12 protein-coding genes are annotated in these 15,267 nt (G+C 58.2%); 7 read left to right on the top strand and 5 right to left on the bottom strand.

What is annotated here, in order from left to right:
- Nucleotides 1-177: 177 nt before the first annotated feature.
- Together H6F59_RS01220 and sipA are read left to right on the top strand one after the other, a co-directional pair.
- Nucleotides 178-3,915, top strand: coding sequence for an NB-ARC domain-containing protein (locus H6F59_RS01220; protein ID WP_190694480.1), 3,738 nt, complete (start codon nucleotides 178-180; stop codon nucleotides 3,913-3,915).
- Between the two features lie 105 nt (nucleotides 3,916-4,020).
- Nucleotides 4,021-4,251 (top strand): regulatory protein SipA, encoded by a 231-nt coding sequence (gene sipA / locus H6F59_RS01215; RefSeq protein WP_073609289.1) that lies wholly within the window; start codon nucleotides 4,021-4,023, stop codon nucleotides 4,249-4,251.
- 35 nt (nucleotides 4,252-4,286) lie between these two features.
- Here the strand turns inward: sipA and H6F59_RS01210 are convergent, their stop codons facing one another.
- On the bottom strand, nucleotides 4,287-4,652 hold the full coding sequence (locus tag H6F59_RS01210; protein ID WP_199325501.1) for a hypothetical protein: 366 nt from the start codon (nucleotides 4,650-4,652) through the stop codon (nucleotides 4,287-4,289).
- Nucleotides 4,653-4,959: 307 nt separating this feature from the next.
- Complete coding sequence (locus H6F59_RS01205) at nucleotides 4,960-5,136, bottom strand: hypothetical protein (RefSeq protein WP_190524118.1); 177 nt, start codon at nucleotides 5,134-5,136, stop codon at nucleotides 4,960-4,962.
- Nucleotides 5,137-5,437: 301 nt separating this feature from the next.
- On the opposite strand from H6F59_RS01205, the gene H6F59_RS01200 reads away from it, so the two are divergent.
- The 4 genes from H6F59_RS01200 to guaD all read left to right on the top strand — a co-directional run bounded on the left by H6F59_RS01200 (nucleotide 5,438) and on the right by guaD (nucleotide 10,088).
- The gene (locus H6F59_RS01200) at nucleotides 5,438-5,908 is read left to right on the top strand and encodes a hypothetical protein (RefSeq protein WP_190694479.1); all 471 of its coding nucleotides are present in this window, start codon (nucleotides 5,438-5,440) and stop codon (nucleotides 5,906-5,908) included.
- A 239-nt stretch (nucleotides 5,909-6,147) separates the two neighbouring features.
- A complete protein-coding gene (gene glgA / locus H6F59_RS01195) occupies nucleotides 6,148-7,623 on the top strand; it encodes a glycogen synthase GlgA (protein WP_190694478.1) in 1,476 nt (491 codons plus the stop codon).
- 166 nt (nucleotides 7,624-7,789) lie between these two features.
- Nucleotides 7,790-8,632, top strand: coding sequence for a tetratricopeptide repeat protein (locus H6F59_RS01190; protein WP_190694477.1), 843 nt, complete (start codon nucleotides 7,790-7,792; stop codon nucleotides 8,630-8,632).
- Nucleotides 8,633-8,732: 100 nt separating this feature from the next.
- Complete coding sequence (gene guaD, locus H6F59_RS01185) at nucleotides 8,733-10,088, top strand: guanine deaminase (protein ID WP_190694476.1); 1,356 nt, start codon at nucleotides 8,733-8,735, stop codon at nucleotides 10,086-10,088.
- Here the strand turns inward: guaD and kaiC are convergent.
- The 3 genes from kaiC to H6F59_RS01170 form a co-directional block, all read right to left on the bottom strand.
- Complete coding sequence (gene kaiC, locus H6F59_RS01180; RefSeq protein ID WP_190694474.1) at nucleotides 10,067-11,623, bottom strand: circadian clock protein KaiC; 1,557 nt, start codon at nucleotides 11,621-11,623, stop codon at nucleotides 10,067-10,069. The two genes, guaD and kaiC, sit on opposite strands and share 22 nt — an antisense overlap.
- A 168-nt stretch (nucleotides 11,624-11,791) precedes the next feature.
- Nucleotides 11,792-12,106 (bottom strand): circadian clock protein KaiB, encoded by a 315-nt coding sequence (gene kaiB, locus H6F59_RS01175; protein ID WP_073609295.1) that lies wholly within the window; start codon nucleotides 12,104-12,106, stop codon nucleotides 11,792-11,794.
- Nucleotides 12,107-12,177: 71 nt separating this feature from the next.
- A complete protein-coding gene (locus tag H6F59_RS01170; RefSeq protein WP_348251249.1) occupies nucleotides 12,178-13,062 on the bottom strand; it encodes a circadian clock protein KaiA in 885 nt (294 codons plus the stop codon).
- 190 nt (nucleotides 13,063-13,252) lie between these two features.
- Here H6F59_RS01170 and H6F59_RS01165 point away from each other — a divergent pair, with 190 nt between their 5' ends.
- A complete protein-coding gene (locus H6F59_RS01165; RefSeq protein ID WP_190694472.1) occupies nucleotides 13,253-15,223 on the top strand; it encodes a sensor histidine kinase KdpD in 1,971 nt (656 codons plus the stop codon).
- The last annotated feature ends 44 nt before the right edge of the window (nucleotides 15,224-15,267 follow it).

The raw sequence follows: 15,267 nt of genomic DNA, 5'->3' as shown, positions 1-15,267 counted from the left end.
GCGAGGAAAGTGCGCCAAAAGTACGTTTCTGATCGGGCAAAACCCGGTCCAGCGAGCGAAATGTTACCCAAGGTACAAAGTTGGGGGTAGGGCTTGGCTAGGATCAGCCTCAGAGAACTCCCTTAAGCCCCATACCGCTTCAGTTTTAGAGCAGTAGGTAACGCTGGATACACCACCATGACCGATGACGATGCGTTAGGACTGGTTGAGCGGGTTCTCGTTGCGCAGGGGGTGGCGCTCAGTCCACTGCAGACGACGTTGTTTCAGCAGGCATGGGGCGATCGCACCTACCAAGACACGGCCCTGGCCCTGGGCTACGAGGTGGGCTACATCAAACAGATGGGGTCTGACCTATGGCAGTGTCTCTCCTCACACCTGGGAGAAAAAGTCACTAAGCGCAATCTGCGGGCGGTTCTAGCCCGCCAGCTCAAAGCCCTGACGGTCAAAGCCCCCGACCTATCGGCAATCAGCCCCAGTGTCGCCCCTTTTCGGCGGCGTCGCGACTGGGGCGACGCCGCCACCGCCACGTTGTTCTATGGACGCACCGACGAGCTGGCCCAGCTGCAAGACTGGGTGGTTGCCGATGGCTGTCGGCTGGTGGGGCTGTTTGGTATGGGGGGTATCGGCAAAACCACCCTGGCGGTGAAGCTAGCCCAGCAGGTGCAAGACCGCTTTGAGGTGGTGATCTGGCGATCGCTGCGCCATGCCCCCCTGGTCAACGACCTGCTCAAAGATCTGCTGGGGGTGCTGGCACCCGGAACCAACGTCGCCGCTGAGTTTGACGGTCTGCTGCGATCGCTGCTCGATCAGCTGCGCCAGCACCGCAGTTTGATCGTGCTCGACAACGGCGAAACGATTTTGCAGCCGCGCGATCGTACCGGCACCTACCAGCCAGGGTACGAAAACTACGCTCAGCTGTTCTACAGCCTGGGCAATGTCGATCACCAGAGCACCGTCGTGCTCACCAGCCGCGAAAAAATCAAAGAAATCGCTCAGCAGGAAGGAGCTACCCTACCGATTCGCTCCCTGCGTTTGGGGGGCTTGCCGCCCCGAGTCGGCCAGTCCATCTTCCAGGCGCGGGGCCAATTTACCGGTAGCTCTGCCGACTGGCAGCACCTGGTCAATCACTACGCCGGCAACCCCCTGGCCCTCAAGATGGTAGCCGCTGTGGTGCAAGACTTTTTTGACGGACAGCTAGGGCCGTTTGTGCAGATTTTAGCCCAGGGAGACTCGGTATTCGGCGACATTCGCAATCTGCTGACCCACCAGCTCGATCGCCTTACATCTGTCGAGCAGCAGGTGATGGCCTGGCTCGCCATTCACCGCGAGCCCGTCACCCTAGCGCAGGTGCGCGCTTCCCTGGCGGCGCCCCTGGCTCTGGGCGAGCTAATCGAAGCCCTCACCAGCCTGGAGCGGCGATCGCTAATCGAGCGCGACACCCCGCGGGCTAATTCTCGTAGCACGCGCTTCACCCTCCAGCCCGTGGTGATGGAATATATGACCGACTGGCTGGTGGAGCAAGTCAGCCAAGCCATTCTGGCTCCCCCGACAATTGACCCCGGCCCGATGCACACCCACGCCCTAGTTTTGGCCCAGGCTAAAGACTACATTCGCGACAGCCAAACTCGGCTGATTCTGCAACCCGTATTGGAACGGCTGCGGCTGCGACCTGACAGTTTGGCCCAGCGCCTGCGCCATCACCTTGACACCTGGCGCGGGCAGAGTTTGCAGAGCTACGCCTGTGGCAACCTGATCAATCTGCTCCAGCAAGCCGGCGTTTCCCTGGAAGGCTGGGATTTTTCTGAGCAGACGATCTGGCAGGCCTATCTACAAGACAGCACCCTGCACAACGCCAACTTTGCTCAGGCCGACCTGTCGCGCTCGGTGTTTAAAGACACCTTTAGCCAGGTGCTAGCCATTGCCTTTAGCCCCGATGGTCAGCTGTTGGCGGCCAGCGATGTCAGCTACGAAATTCACCTGTGGCGGGTCAGCGATGCCCAGCCGATGCTCACCCTGCACGCCCAAGACGGCTGGTGCTGGGCGGTGGCCTTTAGCCCCAACAACCAAACCCTGGCCAGCAGCGCCAACGGCACCATCGACCTGTGGGATCTCAAAACCGGCGATCGCTATGGCCAGCTCAAAGACTCCTCCAGCCGGGTTTTTTCCCTCGCTTTTAGTTCCGACGGGCGCTTTCTGGTCAGCGGCTGCGAAGATCACCAGATCCGCGTGTGGAATGTGCGTACTCAGACCTTAGTTCACAGTTTGGTGGGCCATACTGACGAAGTGCGATCGGTGGCGTTTTCCCCCCAGGGCTACCTGCGAGGTGGTTTGAACCTGAGCAAAGCGCGAAGCATTCCGTTTCAGAATCGCTCTGAACTCCTGGTGAGCGGCAGCTATGACGGCACTCTGCGCCTGTGGGACTTGGCCAGCGGCGACAGCACCGTTGTGGCAACTGGGTCACCCGTGTGGTCGATCGCCTTTAGCCCTGACGGACAAACCTTAGCCAGCGGTCACCACAACGGCCACATCGGCATTTGGGATGTTGGCACCCAAGCGCCGGTGCGATGGTGCCAGACCGAGCCCAAGGGGCGATCGCCAAGTTCCCTCCAAGCGGCGCGTTCAGTGGCCTTCAGCCCCGACGGGCGCACCCTAGCCAGCGGCGGTGATGACCAGATCCTGCGCCTGTGGAACTGGCAGACCGGGCAAATCAAATGGGCGGTTAAGGGCCACAGCAGCTGGATCTCAAACGTCGCCTTTAGCCCCGTGGGGGAAACATCTGCCAAAGAGAACGGCTACATCCTAGCCAGCGCCAGCGAAGATCAATCCGTGCGCCTGTGGGATAGCCAGAACCACCAGCCCCTGCGGGTGCTGCGCGGCCATAACAGCGGCGTGTGGTCGGTAGCGCTGCATCCCCAGGGTGACTGTCTGGTCAGCGGTGGCCAAGATCGCCAGGTGCGCCTGTGGCCGCTAACTACCCCGGCTGCTCCCCGAAGGTTTATGGGGCACGATGGCTGGGTCTTTGCCGTAGCGGTCAGCCCCGACGGCCGCTGGATTGTCAGCAGTGGAGAAGATCGTACCGTGCGCCTCTGGGATAGCGAAACTGGTAATTGCCGCGCCACCTGGACTGACCATAGCCATGAGGTTTGGGCCTTGGCCTTTTGCCCCCAGGGCGATCGCCTAGTCAGCGGCAGTCTAGATGGCACCCTGCGCCTGTGGAATCTCACCAGCCACACCTGCGAAGGTACCTTCAACGGCCACACCAGCGGCGTTTGGACATTGGCCATTAGCCCCGATGGTCGCCGCCTGGCCAGCGGCAGCCAAGATCAAACCGTGCGCCTGTGGGATCTTGAATCCCAAACCTGCCTGCAAACCTTGCCCTGCGAGGGCAGCTGGGTGCGGGGACTGGCCTTCAGCCCGGATGGCCGGTTCCTCTCCAGCGGCGGCTCTAATGGCTATGTCATGCTATGGGATTTAAAGCTGGGTCACCGCACCGTCATCGGCACCCATCCCAGCCTAGTACTAGCCGTGGCCTTTAGCCCCGATGGCCAGTGGCTGGCCAGCTGCGGCGGCGATACCATCATCAGGCTGTGGAACCTGCGCACTCGCCAATGCCATCAAACCCTTTGCGGTCACGAAAAATGGGTGCGATACGTTACCTTTAGCGCCGACGGCGATCGCCTAATTAGCTGTAGCCAAGACGAAACTATCCAGATTTGGCAGAAACTACCGACCCCCAACGGCTTTATCTACTGCCACGAAGAAACGCTGCGGGTGCCTCGCCCCTACGAGGGCATGGCGATCGCTGGGGTAACTGGCCTCACCGAAGCTCAAAAAGCGGCCTTGGTGACACTAGGGGCCAGTGAAACCCCGGCCATCAGCCCAAAGCCCTCGATCGCGCCTCTGTATCATCGGTAGAGTAGACTACACTCCAGGTATCACAACTGCTAGAACTTAGCCTAGTCCAGAGCTCTCCAGCCCTAGGTTTGAGGCATTTAATCCCATGTTGACCCAGAGGTGGCTATGACATCTGAATTTGCCGTCGGCGATCGCGTCCGCCTCGCCGCCCTGCCCCCCTATTTCAAAACCGCCGACCCCATGCCCATGCTGCGGCCCGCCGATACAATTCCTCTGGGGGCCGAAGGGGTAATTCTCAACCGTCGCCCCGGTGGCTACTGGGGCATTAAATTCGACAAAGGGTCTTTTCTCGTCGATAGCCAGTTTTTAGAGTTAGCAGAAACCCCGGCAGACTAAACTACCGAGGTCTGCAAGTCATCCCTTGTCGCCAACTAGGCTGGCGACACTTCGGTGTCGGGCTCAGCATCAGCGGGGCTATCTGCCGTAGTTTCAGCAGCGTCACCTTCAGCAGCGGCAACGGTGTCTGCTTCAACGTCATCTGCTGCCGTTTCTTCCGGCGCTGCTTCAGGCTCCTCGACAGCCTCAACCTTAGGCTTGGGTTTGGGGCCACGCATGAGAGCGGGAGGGACCGAGGGCTTGCGATCGCGATCGTCGCGATCGCGACCTCTACCGCCGCCGCCCGAGCGCTTACCTTGACCCCTAGGGCGCTCCTCGCCACCGCCGCCGTCTTCTTTAACTCCTACGGTAATAATCTTTTTCTTGGGCTTCTCAGGGGAAGCATCCGGCGTGTCTGACATGACTTTACAGTAGTTAACGTCGTGGAGATCTTACCCCGAATCTGGCCCTGGCCCAATCTCGATCTATCAGACAGCGGCGGCACCGTCTGGTAATCCTATAGCCCCAGAAAAATCCTTTTTATAGGACTGAGGCGGCCTGAGGCCCAATGGTTGGCTTCCTGAGGAGGCTAAGGCAAAATTGCTAAGGCTTTGATGAAAGTGCCAGTGTGTCAGTGGCGGTGCATCAGTGCTGGTTGCAGGTTGGCTAGCGTTGGTGATATCTGAGTCATCTAACTCACATATCGCCAACGCCCCAAACACTAAAAAGTTAGTCGACGACCCGCAGTCTCCCCTGGCTAAGCGCTTCATAAACCCGATTGATCAAGGCGGCATCATTGGGGCTTAGATCGCGCTGAGAAAACATGGCCATCAGTTGCTGTTGGTCGTTTCGGGTTAGGCGACGGGCTGCAAACATTCGTTCGATGGTCTGCTCAAGGTTTGACATGGTAACGCACTCTGATTGGTCGAACCGTGGCTATTCGGGGGAATGTATAACACAACTTGAGTGTTACCCCCGAAAACTATAACGCTTTGTATAGTACCTCGATTTTACTGAGCGGCCAAAGGGGCGGCATCGGCGGGATAACCTAGTTTCTTCATCAGGAGTTGTGCACCCAGGAGGGTATATGTCCGTATTCTCACGGTTAGAGCTGGCGATCGCTTGATGAGCTCTGCCACGACACTGCTCTGAAATCAAGAGTTCACCGGGTATACTCGTGCCATAGGGGTAATAGAGTCAACAGCTAATGCAATACCTGGCGAAGGTTCAAAAAAAAGCATTCCTGGGCGGTGCAGAACTTCTGCTGCTGGCCGAACAGACCTCTGAATCGACCTGGACGTTACTGCCCTCAGAACGGATTGTTGAAACTACCCGCCTCCTCGCCTTTCAGGAAGGAAATCTGGTGCTGGTAGACCTCGACAACCTGAATCAGATCGTAGCGGTGCAAGACGCCACCCCCTGGGTGCTGGGCTTAGTCGAACACTATCTAGCCTATGGGGTCACCCCTGAAGCCCTAGAGCAAGAAATTGAGCGGGCAGAGCGATGGCGGCAGTCGCTAACCCTTAAAAGTCAGGAAGTCGATCGCCGTGCCCTCGAAACCGCGGCTCGCCGCGACGAAATTCAAGAGCTAGAGCGCAGCCTAAAGCACGAACGCGAGGAATTAGAAACCCGCTGGCAGGCTTTACAGCAGATGCAGTCGGAAGGGGAAGGGGGGTGACGAGGTAATGGAGTAAGGGGGGCATGGGGTAAGGGGGTGATGGCGAAGCCTGCCAGCGGGTTTAAGGGCGATTTTCACGTTCCTCCCCTACTTGCCCACTCGCCCACTCCCCTACTCCCTTAACCCCCCACTCCCTACCCGCCCACTCTCCTACTCCCTACCTTCAGACGCTTGCCTATGCCCCAACATCCTGATTGAATAGGGGCATTAAAAATGAAGTTTTATGACGGGAAGGCCCTATGTATATCGTGCAGATTGCTTCGGAATGTGCCCCAGTTATTAAAGCCGGAGGGCTGGGCGACGTGGTTTACGGCCTCAGCCGTGAGCTAGAAAACCGAGGCCACTGCGTCGAGATCATTCTGCCTAAGTACGACTGCATGCGGTACGACCACATCTGGGGGCTGCACGAGGCCTACAACGACCTGATCGTGCCCTGGTACGGTACCGACATTCGTTGCGACGTGCTCTGTGGCTGGGTGCATGGGCGGCTGTGCTTCTTCATTGAACCCAAATCGTGGGAGATGTTCTTTAACCGGGGCTGCTACTACGGCTGCGATGACGACCCCATGCGGTTTGCCTTCTTTAGCAAGGCGGCGATGGAGTTTTTGCTGCGCAGCAACAAGCGCCCCGATGTGATTCACTGCCACGACTGGCAGACCGGGCTGATTCCGGTGATGCTGTTTGAGATCTATAAGTACAACGGTATGGAGTTTCAGCGCACGCTGTACACCATCCACAACTTTAAGCACCAGGGCTTTGGCGGCAACGAGATTTTGGCGGCGACGGGCCTCAATCGGCCAGAGTACTACTTTCAGCCCTACCGACTGCGCGACGACTTTAACCCCTTTGCGATCAACTTTATGAAGGGGGGCATTACCTACGCCAATCACGTCAACACGGTGTCGCCTTACCATGCGTGGGAGGCGCAGCACACTGACCAGGGCTTTGGCCTAGGGCACACTCTGCACACCAATCAGCACAAGTTCTCGGGCATTCTCAACGGCATTGACCCGGAGGTGTGGAATCCGGAGAGCGATGCCTACATTCCCCATCACTACGGGCTGACGACTTTTGAAGACAAGGCGTTGAATAAGAAAGAACTGCGCGATCGCCTACTGCTGAGCCAGAGCGACAAACCCCTGGTGGCCTTCATTGGCCGTTTAGACGATCAAAAGGGCGTCCATCTCGTCCACCACGCTATGTACTACGCCCTAGAGCGGGGGGCGCAGTTTGTGCTGCTGGGCTCGGCCACCGAGAAGAGCATTAACGACTGGTTCTGGCACGAAAAACTCTTCCTCAACGACAACCCTGACGTGCACCTGGAGCTGAGCTTTAATGAGGAGCTGGCCCACCTGATCTACGCCGGGGCCGACATGATTGTGGTGCCCAGCAACTTTGAGCCCTGCGGCCTTACCCAGATGATTGGTCTGCGGTATGGCACCGTGCCCGTTGTGCGCGGCGTGGGCGGCCTGGTGAATACCGTCTTTGACTGGGACTATGACACCCTGCATGGGCCGGAGGAGCGCAACGGCTTTGTCTTCTTCCAAAATGACACTGTGGCGCTCGAGTCGGCGATGAACCGCGCCTTTGACGTTTGGAACCAAGAACCCGCGATTTTCAAGCAAATTGCTCAGCAGGGTATGGCCTACGACTTTTCGTGGAATCATCCGGCTCAGGCCTACATCGACCTGTATGAGTATGTGCGCCACAAGTAGCGTAAGATACAAAGCATCCCTGCAAGCGGCGCTGAATTGACCGTTTCTTGATGGATGTAAAGCTGATGTGGGGCCACCCTGTTGACCTTAGCGATCGCCTCCAGGAAATGGGCAAGCTTGGGGATAGGTCTACCACCCAGCGCCTTAAACGGTGCCTGTTGAATGAATGTCTGCTGGATCTGACGCCACCCTACCTAAGCTCACCCGTGCAAAGCTCCTCCGAGGTCAGGGGGATGCCCTCTACGCTATCGGTCGCCATAGTGAGGCTCTGTCGCGGTTTCAGGCCGTGCTCACCCTTGATGACAAGGACTACGAGGTGTGGACTCTGCACGGCTTTTGTCTGGCTGCCCTGAAGCAGTTTGAGGCCTCAATCGAAAGCTTTAACCAAGCGATCGCCTGCAACCCCGACTACGGCTTGGCTTGGCACGGCAAGGGGCATGCCTTGGCCAGGCTCAGCCACTTTGAAGAAGCCGTCACCCATTTAGAGCGAGCAGTTAAGCTCAGCCCCGGCGACAACAAAGCCTGGTACAACCTTGGTACTGCCCAAAACCAGCTGCGCCGCTACCGCGATGCCGTCGTTAGCTTTGGGCACAGCCTCAAACTCAGCCCCCAAGACCACCGGGCTCGCTATAACCAGGGGGTCGCTCTCTGCGGCCTGCACCGTTACGAAGATGCCCTTCAAGCGCTGCACCAGGCCCTAGGCCAAAAGCCCGACGCCCACTACATTTGGAACCAGCAGGGTACAGTGCTAATTCAAATGGGGCGCTATGGCGAGGCTATTCAGAGTTTTGACATCTCCCTCAGTCACCAGACCCACAACCCCAACGCTTGGTATGGCAAGGCCCGTGCCTACGCCATGGCCGGCGACCTAGAGCAAACCCTCAAAAATCTCTATCGCACCTTTGTCCTCAGCCCCTACATGTATCGGGTGATGGTGCAAATTGACGCCCATTTCGATACTGTGCGCCACCACCCCCGCTTTAAACAGCTCGTGGATGGAGCCCACTAGGCCGCTCAAAATGGCCAGCAGTGGCGGTAGCTCCGTATGCTTAGCGCTCTAAATTGGGGTGCTATAGTGGCCTGCGGAACAATTACGGGTGCAGAAGGCTATGGGGCAAACACCGGCAACACCAGCCACCGGCGGGACGGTGGCCATTCGTGGAGCGCTGTTAGACTGCATAGCGGATCCCTTTTACGAACCTGAAGCCCAGGCTGTGCGCTATATCCCCGATGGGCTGCTCGTGGTGCAGGATGGGCATATTGCGGCCCTAGGTTCCTACGAGGAGGTGTCTCCCACCCTAGGCGATATCCCCATCAGCGACTACACCGGCAAGCTGATTACCCCCGGCTTTATCGACACCCACATTCACTATCCCCAAACGGGCATGATGGCCGCCTACGGCGAGCAGCTGCTGGAGTGGCTAAATCGCTACACCTTCCCAACTGAGGGCAAGTTTGCCGACCCCGCCTACGCTCGTTCTGTAGCCGAGCTGTTTCTTGATGAGCTGTTGAGAAATGGCACCACTACGGCCCTAGTGTTTGCGGCGGTGTTTCCAGCCTCGGTGGATGCATTTTTTGAGGCTGCCGAGGCCCGTCATCTGCGCATGATCAGCGGCAAGGTGATGATGGATCGCAACGCCCCTGACTTCCTTAGTGATACGGCTCAGTCCTCCTACAAAGAGTCGAAGGCGCTGATTGAGAAATGGCATAACCGGGGTCGATTACTCTACGCCGTCACCCCTCGGTTCGCGGCTACCTCTAGCGAAGCCCAGCTGAAGCTGGCAGCCCAGCTGCTCGATGAATTTCCCGATGTCTACCTGCATACCCACTTATCAGAAAATGTTAGTGAGGTGGCCTGGATTCAGGAGATGTTTCCCCAGTATCAGGGGTATTTGGATGTCTATGACCAGACGGGGCTGGTGCGGGAGCGATCGCTGTTTGCCCATGGCGTGCAGCTCACCGATGCCGAGTTTCAGCGGCTCTCCGAGGCCAAGGCAGCGATTTCTTTCTGCCCGACCTCCAATCTGTTCCTCGGCAGCGGCCTATTTCGCATCGAACAGGCCAAAAACCCCACACACCCAGTCAAAGTAGGCTTGGGCACCGACGTGGGCGCGGGCACCAGCTTTTCGATGCTGCAAACCACCAACGAGGCCTACAAGGTGGCCCAGCTACGGGGGCAAAAGCTCTCAGCCTTCAAGGCGCTGTTTCTTGCCACCCTAGGTGGAGCCAGGGCGCTGTGTCTGGAAGACAAGCTGGGCAGCTTTGACCCCGGCAAGGAGGCCGACTTTGTGGTGCTCGACCCTCAAGCTACGCCATTGCTGGCGCTGCGGAACCAGTCCGGGATTCCTGGAACCTTGGAGGCAATGGCAGATCTGCTGTTTTCGCTAGTGATTATGGGGGGCGATCGCGCCGTCACCGCCACCTATGTCCTGGGCAAGGTAGCCTACAGCTCAGAATCTCCCTGAACCCCTTGAATAATCCGCGATAGCTCACTCTTCTCATCCACCGCGATCCGAGTGGGCGAACCGCTGATAATCCGCTCCAGGTTGCGGAAGGAGTCTTTGATATCTGGCCCCTGGTTGTTGATCGTGTACTCGCGAATGCCCTTGTCGTGCCACGAGCCGCGCATCTTAAACACGTTGATGGCCCGCGACAGTTCGCCTCGCACCTCCACGTATTGCAGCATCAAAATCGTGTCGGTAATGGTGGAAATGTGCGACTCGGTAATCGAGTGCAGCCCCATAAACTGCTCAGTGGTGTTGGTGAAGAAACCCGTGATCTCCTCCTGCTTGGCAAAGCCCGTCACGCCAATCACAAACTGCCGAAAAGAGTTGTTGCTGACGCCGCGATCGAGGGCCGATAGTGAGTCGATCGCCACGCGCGACGGCTTGAACTGTGAAATCTCGGTCTTGATAATTTGCAGGTGGTCTTCTAAACCCGCTGACTCGGGGTAGGCGCAGATGATCTTCAGCAGCCCCTGCTCCTCCATGGCCTCAAAGTCGACCCCCCAGGAGTAGGCGTTGCGGGAGAGCTGGGCACGCGACTCTTCATAGGCAAACAAGATCGCCCGCTCGCCACTCTTGCAGCCATCCACTAAGAACTTGCTGACCAGCAGGGTCTTGCCCGTGCCCGTGGCTCCGGTGGCCAAAATAATAGAATCTTTGAAGAAGCCGCCGCCGCACATTTCGTCTAACGTCGGCACCCCCGACGACACCCTAGCATTGGACGATCGCTGGGTTAACTGCATCGCCCCCAGCGGGAAGATGTTGACGCCGCCGTTGGTAATCGTGAACGGGTACTCCCCCTTCATGTGGGTGGTGCCCCGCAGCTTGAGAATTTCGATGGTGCGGCGACGGCGCTCCCCCTCTAGGGCGTTGCGCACAATCACCACATTGTCTGAGACAAACTCCTCGACCCCAAAGCGGGCCACCGGACCGTACTCATCGAGGCGCTCGGTGGTCATCACTGTGGTCACGCCCATCAGCTTTAGGCGAGCCACCAGGCGAAAGATCTCCCGCCGCACTACCGAGGCGGCATCGTACTGCTGAAATACCGCCGTCACCGAGTCGATGGAGACCCGCCGCGCCTTGTATTTACGGATGGCGTACTGAATACGTTCAATTAGCGCCGACAGGTCAAAGTTGCCCACCACGTCCTGGCCTTCAGGGTCGGGGGAGGCGTCAAGAATAAACAGCTTGCCGTCGTCCACCAGGCGCTGCAAGTCCCAGCCAAAGCTGTAGGCGTTTTGAATGATGTCTTCGGGGGATTCTTCGAAGGTGACAAACACCCCCGGCTCGTCAAACTCCGTGATGCCGTTATAGATAAACTGCACTGCGAACAGCGTCTTACCGGTACCCGAGGTGCCGCTTACCAGGGTCGATCGCCCCGCCGGCATGCCCCCGTGGCTAATGTCATCGAAGCCTTCGATAAGGGTGCGAATTTTACGCACGCCCGGTGGATGGGAGGATGACTGCAAATCGGTTTGGTCGGAATCTGTCATGGGAGATCGCTAAGGTCATGGGCAGCGTGCCGCCCTTAATAAACTACAGGAAATCTTGAGGATTAAGCATACCCCGAACCGGCTACCCTACCGGATTTAAGCTAGTTGTCTCCAGACGTTGGGCGTCCCTTGCCAGCCATCGAGGACTTTTCACTCGAGCCAGAGCCGCTAGCCGTAAATGTCGTCTTCGCGCAGCTCATCGTAGAGCAGGTCGAGGCCAATCAGCACGCGCTCGCGGTCCGACAGGTCACCAATAATTTTGCGCACTGGAGGTGGCAGAATCTTGGCTAGGGTGGGTGTCGCCAAGATCTTGTCTTCCTCCGCTAGCTGAGGATTTTTTAGCACGTCGATCACCTTGAGGGCATAGACGCCCTGAAACTCTTCTTCGAGAATGTTGTTGAGGGTCTTGAGGGCGCGAATGGAGTTGGGAGTATTGCCCGCGACGTAAAGCTTAAGGATGTAGGTCTTTTTGATGGAGCTCATAGAACCCTCTGGGCTAAGCAGGAACAAGCATGATTGTATCGAGAGTTTTTGGGTCAAGGGCCGCGATCGCCCTAGGGTTCGCGAGGGATCGATCGCCGGTACATTTCGCACAGGTGGGCAATGACGTCGATCAGGGTGAGGCGGTAGTCCAGCAAGATCTCTTCGCTGCGCCCCTCTAGCTTGAGCTGTTTTGAGAAGTTATCCATCAGCTCCATATGAATTTCAACGATTTGAGCCACGGAGATATCGGCCATGAATGCTTGATCGACAAAGTCGTCGATCAGCTGGTTGAGGTTGATTTTGGCATCCTTGGCGAAATAGCCCAAGACAATAGTGCGGTAATCGGTCTTGAGCTGACCCAAAAACGCCGCGCGGTCATCGGGGCTCATATGTCGCAAAAAAGAGCCGGGACTGCGCTTGTAATAGACTCCTAAGTATCCTAACCGGGCCTTAAGTTTCTCTGTCAGCCGATGTTGCTGAGCGCTCAGGCTATTGGAGAGACCGTCAGCTTTGTCGGCAGCGGCGGCTGGCGGTGATGCCTTGGGGTTGGGTAGTTGTAAAAATCCTTGGATGGCGTCCTGAATCACCTGGTCAAGCTGGGGCAGGGCATCGACAGCGCGATGCACTAGGGCTCCGGGGTAGGGTTCAGTGCCGGTAAGGGGGACTGCGTTGGTCTCTGGCAGCGGTTCAGCGGTGGAGTTGGGCACACCAATCAGCACCACCACCGGCAGCATCAGGCCGAGCTGGATCAGCGCCGGACGCAGAGCCCGTTGCCAAACCTCGTCATCGACCACTAAGCAATCGGGTAGATCTGGACGACTCCGTAGCCAGTCTAAGACGTCGCCGAGCACAGCCGTTTGATGCACTACATAACGGCTAGGATCCAGACTTAACTCGGGACCTTGCTCGACCTGATCACCATGGGTCAGGATACAAATTTGAAGGGGAGCAACCAAGGGGCGACAGGGGTAAGCGGGATAGGAAAATGCCTGGAACTACGTTCAGGGCCAAACAGCCAGAACCCATTTGGCCAGAACGTACTACACCGGCCTAGGAGATATCAGGATATTGTCAATTGTAAAGGGTGGTTGTCAGAATACAGCCTGCCCCCTAAACCTGGAAGCAAACCCCTTTGGGAATAAGCCCATGGCGCTGCCGCCCCTCGACCATGTTTTGAGCCCTGTTCCGGCCTACGGTCTGACGACTCCCTTGGGCAAAATTGCCGATGACCTAGGGCAGTTGGGGGCAGCAACTCCTAGCCATATTGTTGTTGTCAACGACGAGCAGCAGCCCATGGGGGCGATCGCCGTTGGGCGACTGTGGGCCATCAGCCAGGGCACTTCGCCATTAGCTGGTTCGAGGGAAACCGCCACCCTACAGCTGGCTGACTGCCAATCTTGGCTAAAACCCGTGGTTGAAATAATGGCTAGTGAGTGGGGCGATCGCGCCACCAGCACCCGGCTCAGAGCCCTGGCCCTGGAAGCAACCGCTGCTGTTTGGGTGGGCACCAGCACCGATGGTCAGTACCTAGGAGTACTCGACCCCGTTAAACTCATGCCCTGGCTGGCAGAGCCCGAACCGGAGATCGGCGGGACGATCGGTTCTAGCCCCACCGTGCCGACGCTGGGGCTAGAACCGCAGGCCTGGGTGCTGGAACTCAGCCATGCCCTAAAGACTCCAATGACCACTCTGCTAGGGCTATCGACCCTGCTGCTCGACAGTCGGGTAGGGTTGCTCAGCGATCGCCAGTTTCGCTACGTCAGCCTGATGCGACAGGCCATTCGCAAGCTCACGGGCATGATCAACCTGCTGCTCGACTGGATGCGGCTAGAGTCTGGCCAGCTTAGTCTGCTGTCCCAGGGGGTAGATCTTCAGCCCTTAGCTAATGAGCTACTGCCCAGCTTTTTGAGCGCTCAGCCTGAGGGCGGCGGGATAGCGGCTGCCTGGGCCGACGACTTTACGGTGAGTCTGGCGATCGCAGAGGGTTGGGTTCAGGCCGATCCCCTGCGCTTGCGCCAGAGTCTTCACTACGGCCTAGGCTACCTAATTGCCTACGGCGCTACTCCTGGCGGGCTGATCATTGAGCCATGGGGATCATGGCTAGGAATCACCCTATGGAGTTCAACCTTCATCGTTGACCCTGGCCCACCCCTGGGAACAACGGTCGCCTCCGGCCTCATTCAGCCTATCCCTCTGTCGCTAGAGGGGTTAGGGCTTGCCCTGGCCCGTCGGTTTACTCAGCTTCAGGGCGGTGAACTCAGCGGCCTGAGTGCCCCTAGCTGGGGCAGTCGCATTACGCTGCTGCTGCCTCAGCTAGGGACACCCCACGAGGGCGAAACCACGCTAGTACTACTGGCCAGCGCCAGCCAAGCCGTAATTGACCAGGTCTACGGCAATCTGCGGGGCAGCCCCTATCGCTTAGCGGTGGCCTCCTGCTGTCAAACCCTAGCGGCTATGCAAACTCGCCTGGCCCCCTGCTGTACGCTGATCCATTGGGAAGGACTGGCCGATGCCCCGGTTGATCCGGTGGCTCAGATGGTTCTGTTGCAGCGCCTGGAGATCCCCAAGGCAGTGGCCCTGCGGTCAGCTCCAGGGATGGCGGCGATCGCTGCCACCGAAGCCACGATGCCAAAGACGCTATATCTTGAAACCCTGACTCAACGGTTGCGGCCTACCCTAGATCAAATGTGCCTGGCGCCATCGGTGTCGCTGCCCCTGCCGGACGGGCTGACTATGCTCCTGCTGCACCCGTCGGGAGAAGGCAGCGCGCTGCCTCCCCTGGTGCACACCTGGCTACAGCGCTACCACTGTCGCCTGTTGGAGGTGGACGATCTGCAACAGGCGAGCCTGCTCAGCCGGGTCTGGCAACTCAAGGCAGTCATTCTAGACGGGGAGGTACCGGTCGCTACTGCCTACCTCCAGGCTCTGGCCCGCCATCCAGACCTGGCTCGCCTACCCCTGATTGCTCTGACGCCCCTGGCCGAGCAGGATGCCGCCGCCCTGGGGCTATCTCTAGTGTTCTGTCCAGAGGTGCTAACCCAACCACCTGCCCAGGCAGTGGTGAGTCTAATGCGGGCGATCGCCCAGTCTAGCCCCCGATTGAGCAAAAGCAGTTAATTCTCACCTGCGGCGGCCAAACTGGCGTGTGCAGTATAGTTGGG

The organism is Nodosilinea sp. FACHB-141 (assembly GCF_014696135.1).
GTDB lineage: Bacteria > Cyanobacteriota > Cyanobacteriia > Phormidesmidales > Phormidesmidaceae > Nodosilinea.
The sequence above is the reverse complement of the archived record's forward strand: the minus strand, read 5'-3'. Positions and strand labels throughout refer to the sequence as shown.

Coding starts and splice junctions, on each gene's coding strand:
- H6F59_RS01205 (WP_190524118.1), bottom strand. CDS start 5,136: ATGTCAAACCTTGAGCAGACCATCGAACGAATGTTTGCAGCCCGTCGC.
- H6F59_RS01190 (WP_190694477.1), top strand. CDS start 7,790: ATGTCTGCTGGATCTGACGCCACCCTACCTAAGCTCACCCGTGCAAAG.
- sipA (WP_073609289.1), top strand. CDS start 4,021: ATGACATCTGAATTTGCCGTCGGCGATCGCGTCCGCCTCGCCGCCCTG.
- kaiC (WP_190694474.1), bottom strand. CDS start 11,623: ATGACAGATTCCGACCAAACCGATTTGCAGTCATCCTCCCATCCACCG.
- H6F59_RS01220 (WP_190694480.1), top strand. CDS start 178: ATGACCGATGACGATGCGTTAGGACTGGTTGAGCGGGTTCTCGTTGCG.
- H6F59_RS01200 (WP_190694479.1), top strand. CDS start 5,438: ATGCAATACCTGGCGAAGGTTCAAAAAAAAGCATTCCTGGGCGGTGCA.
- H6F59_RS01210 (WP_199325501.1), bottom strand. CDS start 4,652: ATGTCAGACACGCCGGATGCTTCCCCTGAGAAGCCCAAGAAAAAGATT.
- glgA (WP_190694478.1), top strand. CDS start 6,148: ATGTATATCGTGCAGATTGCTTCGGAATGTGCCCCAGTTATTAAAGCC.
- kaiB (WP_073609295.1), bottom strand. CDS start 12,106: ATGAGCTCCATCAAAAAGACCTACATCCTTAAGCTTTACGTCGCGGGC.
- guaD (WP_190694476.1), top strand. CDS start 8,733: ATGGGGCAAACACCGGCAACACCAGCCACCGGCGGGACGGTGGCCATT.
- H6F59_RS01165 (WP_190694472.1), top strand. CDS start 13,253: ATGGCGCTGCCGCCCCTCGACCATGTTTTGAGCCCTGTTCCGGCCTAC.